Source organism: Streptomyces sp. ISL-1 (genome assembly GCF_018614585.1).
In the GTDB taxonomy this organism is placed as follows: Bacteria; Actinomycetota; Actinomycetes; order Streptomycetales; family Streptomycetaceae; genus Streptomyces; species Streptomyces maoxianensis.
Window position 1 is genome coordinate 316,951 of the sequence record NZ_JAGGOI010000031.1, and the last position, 13,305, is coordinate 330,255.

A 13,305-nucleotide genomic window follows, 5' to 3' on the forward strand; every position below is an offset into this window, starting at 1 on the left:
TGGCAACCGTAGATGTGACCGAGCACCACGTTCCCCTCCCGGGTCGGCCCAGCGGTGGACGCTCGCGCGGGTGAAGACGCAAAATGCGTCGTCCGGTGCGTCGCCGCTCTTGCTCGGCGTGTTCGCTGGCGCGCTCGTCGATGAGGGTGGCGGTTCTCGGCGCGTAGGCCGGGAGTGCGTTTCGGCGATGGGCTAGAGCCTGTCCGTTGGATCACTTGGTCCAGAGGAAGATTGCTGCGATGTACAGGGCGGCTTGGTAGATGCGGGCGGTCTTGTCGAAGCCCGGTGGTCGTCCGCCGTGGCGCCCGCGGCGTTTTCGGTGGGTGATCTGGTCGGCCGGCTGCTGGATGATCGCGCGGATGCCGCGGCGGCGCGGGTGCTCGCGGATGGCTTTGGACGAATACGCCTTGTCGGCGAGCACCGCCTCGGGCCTGGTGCGCGGGCGTCCGACAGAGCGCGGCACCCGCAGGGCGTCTATCGACAGCGGGAACTGCGGGGCGTCGCCTGATTGACCCGGGGAGATGAGCAGGACCAAGGGCCGACAGCGGGGTCGGCCGCGAGGTGGATCTTGGTGGTCAAGCCGCCGCGGGAGCGGCCGAGGGCATGGTCGATCGGCTCGCCGTCTACTCCCGCCCCTTTTTTTTACGGCCCCGGCGGCGTGCTGGTGAGTGCGAACGATGGTGGAGTCCACGGCCAACACCCACTCAAGCTCGCCCCCGGCATCCGCTCGGGACACCAACGCGGTAAACACCTTCTGCCAGGTCCCGTCGATCGCCCAGTTGCGCAGCCGGGTGTATACGCCCTTCCAGGACCCGTACTCCGGCGGAAGGCGCCGCCATTGCGCGCCGGTCTAATACTTCCATGCGGTCGCGTCGATCACCTGCCGGTGATCGCGCCACCGGCGGCCGCGGCGCGGCGACCGGTCAGGGAGCAACGGCTCGATCCACGCCCACTGGGCATCAGTCAACGGCACATCCACGCAACGATCAGACGATCTTTAAAGACACGATCCAGGCATCGCCTCGGACGTGTCACGAGGCGCGCGGCAGCGCGAGCCAGTCCTGCCAGGTAGTGTCCCGGCCCACATAACGGGGCTGCTGGAAGGGCCAGTCGGCGGCGATCCACTGCGGCACCAGCGCGTCGAGCGCGCGCTCCACCTCGCCGCCGACAAGGTCGTCCACCACCCACCAGGAGACCTCTCCGTCGGAGCCGGTGCGCTCGGGCGGGTCGATGTAGACGCAGCCGAGGATCGCCGTCTCCTCCTCGTTCAACAGCGCGTAGTTGAACGACTGATGCGTGGCTATCTCCTTCTCGTGCCGCAGCAAGTCGATGCGGTCCTCTTCATAGGTCATCGTCTCCTTGGGCCAAGACCAGGCCGGGCCGAAGATCTCCCACAAGCGTTCTCGGGAGCCCATCACGGCGGGGTAGTCGAGCGCGGTGTCCGCCTCCCGGATCGGCCGCAGGTGAACCGCGGTGTCGGGCACGGGCACGTAGACGGGGTGGACGAAGTCGTCAGGCAGCCAACTCATAAGGTCCGATGCTACAGCCGGTCGGCGCGGGATGATCCAGACGGCGCGGGCGCCACGGCGGACGACCACCGGGCTTCGACAAGACCGTCCGCATCTACCAAGACGCCGTTTCTTATGGCGTGATCGTTCGTTGAACTGTGCATGATGAATCTGGTTGAGCGGTTGGCGCCGGATGAGTTGTGGGTGTTGTTTCGGCGGGTGGTGCCGCCGACGGCCGACAGGGGCTACGACTACGACCACCTGCGCCGATGGCTCCGCCAACGCCGCATCCGCCACCGCATCGCCCGCAAGGCATCGAGTCATCCCAGCGGCTCGGCCGACACCGCTGCGTCGTCGAGAGGACGGTGTCCTGGCTGGCCGGCTGCCGTCGCCTGCACCGCCGCTACGAACGCAAGGCCGAGCACTTCCTGGCCTTCATCGGTATAGCCGCAAGCCTCATCGCCTACCGCCGACTTACTACGTAGACAACGGCGACTAGGATCTACGGCGACATCGCGTGTCGGTCACCGGCTGGGTGAGGCATGGAGGTGTAGGGAGATGCCCTCGGAGGCATTCCTTGTCAGTCGAGTTGAACCACACGACCGTCCACGCTCGGGACAACCGGGAGTCCGCAGAATTCTTCGCGAACCTGCTGAGCCTTGAGATCACCGCCGAGTGGGGCCCGTTCATCGCGGTCGACCTGAGCAACGGCGTCACGCTGGACTTCGCCACGATCCCCGCGGACAGGATCACCCCCCAGCACTGGGACGATCCCTTTGAGTTTGGTGAGCCGTGGCGGTTCATCGGTGCGACATCGGTGCCCGGCCGTGACGGTCCCTGGACCGTCGCCGTGGAGGCCGATGGCTTCATGGGCTCTTCCGCCAAGTACATGGGCCCTGCCTCGACCGGGACACGGATCGTCTCCCACTACTACCAGAGCGCCAAGGGTATGAAGCTCTTCAACTGGTGGGAGAACGGTCACTGCCGGACTCTTGCTGCGGCAGGCGTGAGCTCAACGTCGGTGCGCGTGCAAGAAACTCCTGTGCGCTGGCTCGCACACCTCTGCGATCATCCCCGAATGGCGCACAGTTTCGAATCGCTGGTCATCCGGCACACCCACCGCCTTTCCTCCCTCAAGGGCTCCGCCGGGGAAGGGGCCACCGCCGCACGGCAGTTCGACGCGGCGCTGACATCCGTGGGCTTCAAGCTCTCGGCGGAGCTGCTGGAGCGGCTGTCGACGCTGTCCGAGGCCGCAGTCGTGCACACCGCCAAGCGGACGCTGAGCACTGTGAGCGAGATGGTGGGCGACCACGTCCGGCACAACTCGTACTTCATCGACTTCCCGGCGAACGTGCCGGACACCGAAGAGTTCTGGATGCAGTGTGTGACGAAGGCGCTCGGCGACGAAATGTCGCGCGACAACGTGCTGACGCAACTGGCGCACGGGGTACTGGACCTCCTCATCCTCCCCACCTACGGCCGCTACCAGCACACCTACGAGGAGATGCTCGCGGCGCAGGACGAGCTGATCGCCTCTGCCGGCGACCGGGTCACCGTACTGCACCTCGGGCGGGACCTGGACGACGAACTCACCGACCTGTACCTGGCCCTGGCTGGCAGCACGACGCCACTGGGCGAGGACGACCTGCGCGACCTCAAGACCCTCGCCGAGCGGTGCGCGCTCGGCCCTCAGCCGGAGGCGATCCCTGTCCGGGAGAACAGGGCGGTCGTCAACGAGGCCCGGCTCGGCGTCGGGGCCCCCCTCGTCCTCGACACCGTCACCGATGTGCTGCGGCTGGCCTGCGTACTGTCGGGCGGGGACGTGACGCTGCGGGAACCGACCCGGTTTCGGGCGCTGTCGCGGCCGACCCGCCGGGCGCTGGTTGCAGGCCTCGACGCTGTGGTCGCGGCGAGTCCAGCCAAGCTGGCGGATGTGCACGCGCACCGCGAGCCTTTCAAGCGGCTCGGTGAGCGCCTCCACCCGCACGAGTACCCGCGCTGGCCGCACGCCGCCGATGTGTTCGCCGTCGCGCGGGGCGAGAAGGAGGCACGGTCCTTCGACAGCCGCGTCGAGAAGCTGCTCGACGAGTTCGACGTCCTCGGTGCGGTGAAGCTGCTGCAGTCCGCTCCCGGCAGACTATTCCGCGCCTTGGACCTTCTGCTGCGCATCGCCGTTGACCAGGAGGAGCGGGATGCAGTGGTGGCCGCCGCGGTGCGGGTCGCTCCCGACGTCTCCGGCCGCGTCGTGTTTTCGGTCCTCGAGCACTTCAAGAACCGGGAGCAGGAGACCGACAAACCTCGGGTCTTCATCAACCGCCGGGGCCGCGGCTGGGTCACCCCCGATTTCCGGCCGCCAGTCCCCGCCGTCGACACCGAATGTCTGATCGCCGCCCTCGACGCCGAGATGCGCCGTCGGCTCCCGGCACCGGGCCCGCTGCTGCTGGACCCAGATGTTCTCGACGTGGCGCTTCCGCTCAGCGGCAGGGCGACCGCAGCCGGACTCGGCGTACTGCCGCGAGGGTCGCTCTCGGCGGTTGACGGCGACCAGCTGCGCTTCTTCGTGTACTGGAAGGAGACCGAGAACCGGACCGACTACGACCTCTCGGCGCTGCTTCTCCACGCCGACTACAGCACCGACTCCTGGCTCTCCTACACATCCCTCAGGGCTGTCGGGGGCAACCACTCGGGCGACATCACCGAAGCGCCCGACGGCGCCTCAGAGTTCATCAACCTCTCCCTGGACCGGGTACGCAGCACATTCATCGTTCCGCAGGTCAATATCTACGCCGGCGAAAGCTTCGAGGAGGTCGAGGAGTCGTTCTTCGGCTTCATGGTGCGCGACGGGCAGCAGAGGGGCCGGCCGTTCGAGCCGCGCACGGTGCGGATGAAGTCGGAGCTGCGCGGGGTGGGCCGAGTGGCACTGCCTTTGGTGTTCCGCCGCGAGGATGACGGCCGGTGGCGCGCGAAGTGGCTGCACCTGTATCTGAAAGGCATCTCGTCGGCCAACCGGGTCGAGGAGAACCAGGTATCGGTGTCCAAGGTGGTGCGCGCCATCGTGGAGCGCGAGCAGTTGACCGTGCGCTACCTGATCGGCCTGATGTCCGACGACACCACGACTGTGGACCTGTGGGACGGCGGGCCGGTCCCGGACGAGCCCGTCATGTACATCGGTCTCGAACGTCCCGAGGGGCTGCACCCGGACTCCCGGGTCATCACCCTCGAAAATCTGCGCGACTTGATCCCGGGCTGACTGCTAGTGTCGCTCACGGCGAGGCCATGAAGGGACTTCCTTCTCAACTCCTCTCTGAATCAAGCTCCTTCGCTTTCCTCGCCGCCGATGTCGCTCCGGGCGGTGCCCGCGCTCACAGCGCGAGCGCCGCCCGAGCCGATTTACGGCCAATTCCGCGTAGACAGTCGAAGAGCCCAGGCGCAGCACCAGTCCTACGCGGTGTCCATCCGTTGGGGCGGGGTTTCGCCCGTTGGAAGCCGCCGACGACGTGGTCCAGGTAGGGGTAGCCGAAAGGGCGAGCATCTCCAGGTCGGTCTCGCGGCGGCCGCCGCGCACAGCATGTCGATCAGGCCGCCGCCGCCGAGCCTGACGGGCCTGCATCCCGAACCGTCACCCTGTATTTGATGTCAGCGCCCCACGAGTTTCTGGATTCTCCTGGTGGTATCCATTGGTGCATTCGCCGAGCCGTACGCGACCGATGCGTTCGATCGCACGGGACCAGGCGTCGTGCCACAGATATGGTCCTGCCGCGGCGTGGTCCTCGACGGCGTGCGCAGACTCCCATCCGGTCCACAGGGATGTGAGTTCGGCGACCACGGCACCGTGCTGCCACCAGCATGCGTGGGGGAGTTGCTCGGTGGTGAGCTCGTAGTCGTCTGCCATTCGGATGACCCAACTGGTGAACTCGGACCACAGCACGCGCCGGTCGTCTTCGCTCCTGGGAGGTGAAGGTGATGACGGCACCCGCCCTGCGCATCCGGCGGAGGGCGAAGTCGTCGGCGGTACGTGCCGCGGAACCGCCCGCGTCGGCGACAATCTGGACGTCGTACCCCATACCGAGGGCGGTCAGGGCGGGGTACACGGTGACCACGTCGTTGACGGCGATGATCAGCTTGCTGCGCTACTCAAACCGGCAATCTGGGATGAAACAACGGGATGAAACACCCTCTGAGCGTCACCGACCAGAAGGCTGATCAGAGTGCGCGCCACCGCTTTCGTCAGCCTCTTCGCGGCGGTCGCAGCCGGTACTGGTGGCAGGTGCGTTTGCGTCGATCATGCCCCTCACCCTGCTTGTGGTGCGCCTTAGGAGAACTTGTACCCGGCGAAGTCGGCGACGTGGACGTACCCGATGCGCTGGTAGAGGGCGTTGCTGGTGGGGTTGTCCGGGTCCGTGAACAGGACGACGTCCGTCGCGCCCGCGGCCAGCGCTGCCCTGCTCGCCTCGACCGTCACGGCGCCCGCATAGCCGCGGCCCCGGAGATGGGCCGGGGTGTAGACGGGGTCCACCCGGACCATGCCGCCGACGATCGAGGTCGCGGCCGCCATCGAGACGGGGGTGCCGTCCGGGGTCTCCCAGAACGTGAAGTGCCTGTCGCCGAAACGCGAGTCGCCCCAGGAGCCGACGTCAATCAAGTCTATGGAGGGCTGCTCCCCGACGTCGACACAGAACTCACGGCACCAGCACACGACTTGCTCACGGTCCTTCCCGCTCGTGATGCGACCCCGGCCCTCTGGGCGCGGCTGCGGTGGGGTGAGCGGGCCGAGGCGGTAGAGGTGCGTCCGCCAGAAAGGTACCGGCGCTGCGCCCGTGTGCCGCTGCCATGACTCGGCGAAAGCGCCGGCAGTGTCGTGGTCCGCGATGACGTTGGAGGGCGAGTGGCCGAGGCCGGCCAGGTGAGCAGCGAGGGCGTCGGTCTGCTCGACAGAGAGGGGGGTGAGGCCCAGACGGCCGCGCGGAGTGAGATAGAAGATCGCGCGGACTTCGCCTCCTGACTCCAATCGGCCGAAGACGGGGGCTTCGGCGTCGTGTCCGGCCGCCCCGCGTATCCGCATTTTCTCAATGTCCGTCAGCGGCGTGTTGTGTAGGGCGGGGCGCGAGCGCAAGAAGTCGCCGGCTCGGACGAGGAAATCGTCGACGTCTTGAGTGAGGTGCCAGTCATCCGGAAGCATGCCCCATGATCCCGGATGTCCTCGACTCTGGGGAGCACTTGCTCAACGTCTTTCAGCCACGTGACGTAACTGCTCCCGATCAGTCGCAGGCTCTTGTCGGCAAAGGATCCTTTGCCGACATGACTGCGGGCGTACCAAGGTGCCGGCGGTTTCATCCGGGTGTCCTTCCTCGGCCGTCGCCTCAAGCGGTGGCAGCGTTGACACAACAGGACGCAAGTTAAGACCCGCTGCCTTGGCGAGCAGGCGGCCTCCCGGGGAAGATGATGCTGAATGGCGGCGCTGTACCCGCTGCGGGGACAACGTGGTGCTGCTGGCGGCACTGGCCGCAGCGACGCTCGTACCGTTCCTGTCCCGCACGTCCTCGTACTACCAGTCACCGATACCGACGCAGTACTCACCACCGGTCCCGACCCGCTTCCGGCACATCCCGCTGCTGTCGTTCCTGCGCAGAGTCCTGAGCCGCCCGAACCTGCTCCTGGAGCTGCTGCTGATCCGCGTCACGTACACGGCGTACCAGAGGGTCCGCCTCGCGGCGACGGGCGGCAGCAGCCCGGAGGGCCGGGCGAGGGCGGAGACACACGGCCAGGAGATCCTGGACCTGGAGCGGTGGCTGCGCCTCGACATCGAGCACTGGGCGAATCACGCGGTCGTGAAGGTGGACTGGCTGCGGAACGTCGGGTGTCGCTGTGGTGCGGGGTCGTCATCACGGTCGTGGCGCCGAAGTGGCGGATGAAGGGGTTGGGGTTGCTGCATCGCTTCTTCACGGTGACCGCGTTTGTTGTCACCGGAATCACCGGGGTGCTGGACGCGGTCGGGGGCGCGGTGGTCGTCGGGGAGGGGTTCGGGCTGACGTATGCGCTGCAGGGGCCTCGGGCGCGGGTGGTGACGGCCGCGGCGGGCAGCAGCGAGAGGGTCATGCGGCGAGAAGGAACGGGCGCCGAGCTGATCACTCCCGCACGGCCAGGCGCTTCTGCAGACGGGCGTGGCGGAACTGGTAGACGGGGCCGGTGGCACGCAGGAGGTTGCGGCGGCGGGCGTCCTCGAGGAAGGCCATCAGGCGGACAGGGGTGCCTTCCTCTGCCGAGAGCTGTACGGCGGTGAGGGCGGTGGCGACGGCGAGGTTGCAGACCGGTCCCGTCATGACGCCGACCACCAGGGCCGCCGAGACTCCGCTCACCACGCCGCCCCCGAGCCCGAACCACCAGGCCACGAGAGGGGCGGTGAACAGTGCCGCCGCGAGTCCGGTGAGCAGCCCGAGGACCAGGCGCAGTCCGATGTGGTGCCGCCACGCCTCGCGCGGACCGATCGAGCGGGTGTCCGCCACGGGAGGGTGGTTGTAGAACTCCCGTACCTCGTCGTACCAGGAGCCCGCCCCGGCGGACAGGAACGGCGTGCCGGCCACGATCCGGTACCCGCGGCCCGTCACCAGCACCCCGGTGAACCCCAGCGGCAGTGTGGTGAGGTAGTCGCGCCCGGGGTGGCGAACCGGCTGTCGTCGAGCAGTTCGTCGACCGGGCCGGCGTCGGTGTACACCTCGCGCAGCAGCGTGACGGCCAGCGGACTGGCCAGCGCCCGGGCCACCGCGCTGTCGGGGTCGTGCAGAAGACGCTCGGTGAGCGCCCGCCACGCGAGCGGAGCCTGCTCGGGAAGATCGTCGAGCAGGTAGGCGGCGGCGTCGGACGGGGCGACCGGCAGGATCTCCAGGGCCACGGCACCGGCCAAGCCAGCCCACTTGGCGGTCAGCACCGCCTCCTTGGCCCGGGAGATCAGGACCAGCCGGAACGGCGCCTGCTCCAGCGCGCTCACCATGGCATTCCGCAGCTTGCCGCCGACCTCGTCCAGCCCGTCCAGGAGCAGCGCGACACGGCCCGACTCAAGCAGCCGCCGGGCACGCTCGAGCCCGCCCCGGCCCCGGAACAGGGTGTACCCGCGGGAGAGCCGGCCCGCCGCCCACTCCGTCGGGCTCTCCCGGGCCGGATCCCAGCCGTCCAAGGTCAGCAGTACCGGAACCGGAACGCGCGCCCGGTCCTGCGGGGCGGCATCAGCCCGGCACCGCAGCCCATCCAGGAGCAACAGCACCGCGGCAGCCGTCTTGTCCGCCGCTGGAGGTACATCCGGCCCGAGGCCAGCCCGCCGTACACCGCGTACAACTCGGCGAGGCCGCCGCCCCGGCGCAGTTGCTCGCGGGTGACCGTCGCCAGACCGGGCAGCGGGGCGAACCGGGCCCGCCTCCCTTCGGCGGTCGCACCGGCGACCTGGGCCGTGACCTTTCGGCTGGTCACCCGCCAGCGCACCGGCAGCGGAGCGGGTACCAACAGCCGCCGCAGCGCCGCCTCCTCCTCCCACTGGGCGCCCACCGCCCTGGCCAGCTCGTCGGCCGAGGCGTCGAGCGGTGAGGCGGGCACGGCGTAGTGGTTCATGTTCAGGGTGCTGTTCGCACCGGTCTGGAAGGCGACCGGCCCGTGGAAGGTGTTGCCCGAGACGGCCCCCCCGGTGACACCGCCGCCGAACTCCTCCTTAAAGGCCCGCAGTTCGGCCACGAACCGCTCCCGATCGGCCTCTTCCAGGCTCTCCAGCAGGGACGAGAACTCGCCCTGCCACAACCGCGCGTGCACATCGCGCACCCGTTCCCGCTCAGCCTCGCCCGCGGCGTCCAGAACGGTGGCGGTACGGTCCAGTCGGTCAAGTGCCTCGTCCTCGCGCCCCGGATCACCCCGGCCGACCAGTCGGGCGCACCGCGTCCGGAACCATGCCCAGAGATCCGAACCGGCGGCGTCCACCACCGCTGTGCCTCCGGCCGCCGCCGCCATGCGGGTGGAGCGGCGCTTGCTGGGAGGCCGGCAGCCGGTTGAGGCCGACCTTCTTCAGGATGCGCCAGACGCCGGACGAGCTGACCTTGACGTCGTGGTACCGCTGCAAGTACATCGCGATCTTGGCCGGCCCGAAGTGGTACTGCTGCCGCAACCACAAGATCTTCTCCACGACCTCTGCCTTGGTGGCATGCGGCGTGTGGTGCGGTGCGCTCGAGCGGTCCTTCAGCCCCTCAAGCCCCTCGGCTTCCTAGCGTCGCAGCCAGATGTAGTAGCACTGGCGGCTGATGCCGTAGTAGCGGCAGGTGGCGGCAACACTGCCGCTCACCTCCTCCACATGGCGCAGCACCGCCAGCCGGTGCTTGGCACGCCTTGAAAGCTCGCGTTCGGTCATGCAGGTCTCCTAGATATGAGAGACCCACCTGTCAATAACGTCCGTCAGTTTTAGACCTAGGGCGCAAGGACCACCTGGAACTGCGGGGAGTCACTGCGCGGCCCGGCCGTTATCACCAGTGTCCTTGTCGACGACGAGGAACTCGCCCGTTATGGACTGCCGACTGTCACCCGATCGGTGACCAATCTTTGGCCCTCGGCGAGTAGCTTTCCATTGCGCGCATTCTCGGGCGTGCTCTTAGTAGACTCCTGAGAGTTACTGGTGCGGCGCCGATGATTGGGCACGAATTGACCGTCGAGGCTGGTGCGAAAACCGGACAGGTAGTTCTGCAGAAATCGCGGCGGAGCATTCTAGTTCGACGTGTCATCTTGTCGTATCGACGCGCCAGACTGGCACTCTTCTGCTACCTGGCATGCAAGGTCCTAGGTGTCTCATGGATTGCGCTGCAATCAAGCGAGAGTGACAAGTCTCTTGTCACATTGCTGGGCTACGTGTGGGATGCGAAGTGGTACCTGGGAATTGCGCAGCATGGCTACGGGCAGGCAGATCTGATTCCCGGCTACGGCGGTGGCCCGGCCGGCAGATGGCAGGACCTCGCGTTCTTTCCGTTGTATCCGGGTGTCGTGCGAGCGGTCAGCGAACTGCTACCGATGACGATCGTCGGTACCGCACTGCTGATCACATGCGTGTCCTCCTGTGTCGCAGCATGGGGGATCCATGCTCTCGGAACAGTCCTGCACGGCAGGCGCGTTGGGCTACTGCTCGTCATCCTGTGGGGTCTGCTGCCGCAGGCTTTCATCCAGTCCATGGCCTACCCGGAGGCAATGTTCACCGCCCTGTGCGCCTGGTCGCTGTATGCCCTGGTGACGCAGCGTCTGATCACGGCGTCCCTCCTTGCCGTGGCTGCGGGCCTGACCCGCCCGTTGGGCGTCGCAGTAGTAGCTGCTGTCGTCATTACGGCGGTGCTCGCTTCTTCGCGCGGGCGTCGAACGCTCTCCGCGATCGTCATCGCGCCACTGGGGTTGCTCGGCTATTTCGTGTGGGCCGGAGTGTGTACCGGGCGACCGCTGGGCTACTTCGATGTGCAGCGCGACTGGAACACGCGCGTCGACTTCGGCCAGTCTGTGATCGCGTCCACAAGCAGGGTGGCCGCTGGCAACGTGAGCGCGGTGGAGCAAGCCTCCGTGCTCATCGTGATCACAGGCCTCGTACTCCTGTGGGCCCTCCTGAGCTCGCGTCCGCCGACGGCCGTAATCGTCTTCAGCTTGGTCCTGGTAGCCGTAGCTGTAGGCGTGAGCGGCTACATTCAAATCAAGCCCCGCTTTCTGCTGCCCGGATTCACTCTACTGCTGCCCGCGGCCACCTCTCTGGCCAAGGCTAAACCGATCACACTGGCTATGACGTTCGCGGTACTGGCGTTTATTTCTTTCAAGTACGGGGCCTACTTCGTCATCCCGGAATATACGCCGTAGCGCAATTTCGAGAACGGCACCGGAGCGTGGCCTGGGACGGAACGTGCAGATGCGCGCGCTACAGCGGAACGCAACGAGGAGGTGCCTCCGCCTGGCCGCGACGTTGAGCGGTCGGTTACCGGAGACGGCGACCTGGTCGCGCTTCTCCGGGATCGTGCAGCGGATTACCCGCTCGCGCAGGTAGGCGCGATTCGCGCGGGAACCGTACGCCGTGTCGGCACGAACCCACATCGAGATCCACTTCTGAGACGCACCCTAAAGCGTGTTGCAGAAGGCTTTGGTCTGGGCATTTCCCTTGTATGCGTGGGGTGTTGAGGGCTGAGCCGTTGTGGGTGGAGACGTTCACCGGGCTGCGGATGAGGCAGTTCGAGGAGCTGTTGCGGGTGGTGCGGGAGCGGGGCGGAAACGGTCCCGGTGGCGGGCGGCCGTGGTGCCTGCCGCTGGCGGACCGGGTGCTGCTGGTGGCCGTCTACTACCGCACCAACCTCACGATGCGGCAGCTCGCGCCGCTGTTCGGGGTCTCGCCCGCGACGGTGTGCCGGGTCATCCAGCGGCTGCGGCCTCTGCTGGCCATCGAACCGGTGTCCCGGCCCGCCGACGGCGTGGAACGGCTGTGGATCGTGGACGGCACCCTGATCCCGGTCCGCGACCGTAAGGTCGGAGCCTCCTCGCGCAACTACCGCTTCTCAGCAAACGTGCAGGTCATCATTGACGCTGACACGAAACTCGTGGTCGCCGCGGCCCGGCCGGCCCCGGGCAACAAGGCCGACGCCCAGGTCTGGCGGAACTCCGGCCTCGCCCAGCACTGCGAAGGAGTCACCGTGCTGGGCGACGGCGCCTACATCAACACCGGACTCGTCGTCCCGCACCGCAAACGCCCCGGCCGGGACCTATTGGCCGGCGAGGAAGAAGACAACGCAGAGCACCACAGGGTCCGTGCCCGTGTCGAGCACGCCTTCGCCCGCATGAAGCACTACAAGATCCTCCGAGACTGCCGGCAGCGAAGCAGCGGTCTACACCACGCAGTCCAGGCGGTGGTTCACATGCACAACCTCGCTCTCGCCACGTGATCAGAGAAGCACCAACCGCGCTCCGACCTGCAAAATCGCAGCCTTCTGCAACACGCTTTAGACCGTGTCCTACATGGTGAGGTTGCGGAAGCGTTTGTAGCAGCAGATGGCGGCGGCCAGCCCGAGAAAGGTCAGGTAGTTGCCCGGATGTCGTTCGTAGCGGTGATTGAGTCTGCGGTAGCCGGTTAGCCAGGACATGGTGCGTTCGATGACCCAGCGGCGCCGGCCGAGTCGTTCGCTGGACTCGATGCCCTTGCGGGCGATGCGGACACCGATGTGTTTGCCCCATAGCCATTTTCGCAGGTGGGGGACGTCGTACGCCTTGTCCGCGTGGAGGCGTTGGGGCTTGGATTCGGCTGCGTGGGATTCGTGTCCCATGTGGAAATGGGACAGCATCGGCTTCAGCGCCTGGCTGTCGTGGGTGTTGGCCGCGGAGAGTCCGACGCGTAGGGGCAGCCCGGCCGCGTCGGACAGGACATGCATTTTGGAACCGGGCTTACCTCGGTCCACGGGGCTCGGACCTGCAAGTTCGCCCCTTTTTTAGCGCGGACGTGGGCAGAGTCGAGGACCGCGCGGGAGAGGTCTATCAGGTCCCGTTCGTCCAGGAGTTGGAGAACCCTCTGATGCAGTCGGCCCCAGACCCCCGCACGCGACCAGATGACAAACCGCCGATGCACGGTCGACTTCGATGCCCCGAAACACGGGGGCAAGGCCCGCCAGGCACAACCGCTGACCAGTACGTAGATGATCGCGGCGAAGACCGCCTCATCATCGATGTTCGCGACCCCGCCGCCTTGCGGCCGCACTCGAGCCGGCGGCAACAACGGCCTCGCAATCTCCCACAGGCCCGTACTAGGGCCTGTATCGAAAGC

10 protein-coding genes and 4 pseudogenes are annotated in these 13,305 nt (G+C 67.1%); 5 read left to right on the forward strand and 9 right to left on the reverse strand.

What is annotated here, in order from left to right; genetic code table 11:
* Positions 1-211: 211 nt before the first annotated feature.
* Both J7E87_RS22915 and J7E87_RS22920 read right to left on the reverse strand, forming a co-directional pair.
* A pseudogene (locus tag J7E87_RS22915) lies at positions 212-979 on the reverse strand (IS5 family transposase).
* A 52-nt stretch (positions 980-1,031) separates the two neighbouring features.
* On the reverse strand, positions 1,032-1,529 hold the full coding sequence (locus J7E87_RS22920; protein ID WP_215096360.1) for an N-acetyltransferase: 498 nt from the start codon (positions 1,527-1,529) through the stop codon (positions 1,032-1,034).
* A gap of 192 nt (positions 1,530-1,721) precedes the next feature.
* Between J7E87_RS22920 and J7E87_RS22925 the strand changes: the two are divergent.
* Both J7E87_RS22925 and J7E87_RS22935 read left to right on the forward strand, forming a co-directional pair.
* Positions 1,722-1,993: pseudogene (locus J7E87_RS22925) on the forward strand (transposase); the annotation flags it as partial.
* 92 nt (positions 1,994-2,085) lie between these two features.
* Complete coding sequence (locus J7E87_RS22935) at positions 2,086-4,758, forward strand: DUF6461 domain-containing protein (protein ID WP_251017823.1); 2,673 nt, start codon at positions 2,086-2,088, stop codon at positions 4,756-4,758.
* Between the two features lie 1,062 nt (positions 4,759-5,820).
* Here the strand turns inward: J7E87_RS22935 and J7E87_RS22940 are convergent.
* Positions 5,821-6,687 carry a GNAT family N-acetyltransferase gene (locus J7E87_RS22940; protein WP_215096361.1) on the reverse strand — a complete coding sequence of 289 codons (867 nt, stop codon included), beginning with the start codon at positions 6,685-6,687 and terminating at the stop codon, positions 5,821-5,823.
* A 270-nt stretch (positions 6,688-6,957) separates the two neighbouring features.
* On the opposite strand from J7E87_RS22940, the pseudogene J7E87_RS22945 reads away from it, so the two are divergent.
* Positions 6,958-7,614, forward strand: a pseudogene (locus J7E87_RS22945) (hypothetical protein); the annotation flags it as partial.
* A 19-nt stretch (positions 7,615-7,633) separates the two neighbouring features.
* Here the strand turns inward: J7E87_RS22945 and J7E87_RS36205 are convergent.
* From J7E87_RS36205 to J7E87_RS22970, 5 genes and pseudogenes are all read right to left on the reverse strand, one after another.
* Complete coding sequence (locus J7E87_RS36205; protein WP_215096390.1) at positions 7,634-8,113, reverse strand: hypothetical protein; 480 nt, start codon at positions 8,111-8,113, stop codon at positions 7,634-7,636.
* Positions 8,110-8,679, reverse strand: coding sequence for a hypothetical protein (locus J7E87_RS22955; protein WP_215096362.1), 570 nt, complete (start codon positions 8,677-8,679; stop codon positions 8,110-8,112). Before J7E87_RS22955 ends, J7E87_RS36205 begins: the two co-directional genes overlap by 4 nt.
* Before the next feature lie 2 nt (positions 8,680-8,681).
* Positions 8,682-9,470 carry a hypothetical protein gene (locus J7E87_RS22960; RefSeq protein ID WP_215096363.1) on the reverse strand — a complete coding sequence of 263 codons (789 nt, stop codon included), beginning with the start codon at positions 9,468-9,470 and terminating at the stop codon, positions 8,682-8,684.
* Positions 9,397-9,732 (reverse strand): annotated as a pseudogene (locus J7E87_RS22965) (helix-turn-helix domain-containing protein); the annotation flags it as partial. The pseudogene J7E87_RS22965 and the gene J7E87_RS22960, both read right to left, overlap by 74 nt.
* Positions 9,733-9,747: 15 nt before the next feature.
* Positions 9,748-9,891, reverse strand: coding sequence for a helix-turn-helix domain-containing protein (locus J7E87_RS22970; protein ID WP_215096364.1), 144 nt, complete (start codon positions 9,889-9,891; stop codon positions 9,748-9,750).
* A gap of 479 nt (positions 9,892-10,370) precedes the next feature.
* Here J7E87_RS22970 and J7E87_RS22975 point away from each other — a divergent pair, with 479 nt between their 5' ends.
* Both J7E87_RS22975 and J7E87_RS22980 read left to right on the forward strand, forming a co-directional pair.
* Positions 10,371-11,363: a hypothetical protein gene (locus J7E87_RS22975; RefSeq protein ID WP_215096365.1), complete on the forward strand. Its 993-nt coding sequence runs from the start codon at positions 10,371-10,373 to the stop codon at positions 11,361-11,363.
* 299 nt (positions 11,364-11,662) lie between these two features.
* On the forward strand, positions 11,663-12,433 hold the full coding sequence (locus J7E87_RS22980; RefSeq protein WP_215096366.1) for a transposase family protein: 771 nt from the start codon (positions 11,663-11,665) through the stop codon (positions 12,431-12,433).
* 69 nt (positions 12,434-12,502) lie between these two features.
* Here J7E87_RS22980 and J7E87_RS22985 read toward each other — a convergent pair.
* Positions 12,503-13,278, reverse strand: a protein-coding gene (locus J7E87_RS22985; RefSeq protein ID WP_374195214.1) for an IS5 family transposase whose coding sequence is annotated in 2 segments (ribosomal slippage) — positions 12,503-12,969 and positions 12,969-13,278 — 777 coding nt in all. Because the reading frame shifts where the segments join, the coding sequence is not laid out codon by codon here.
* Positions 13,279-13,305: the final 27 nt, after the last annotated feature.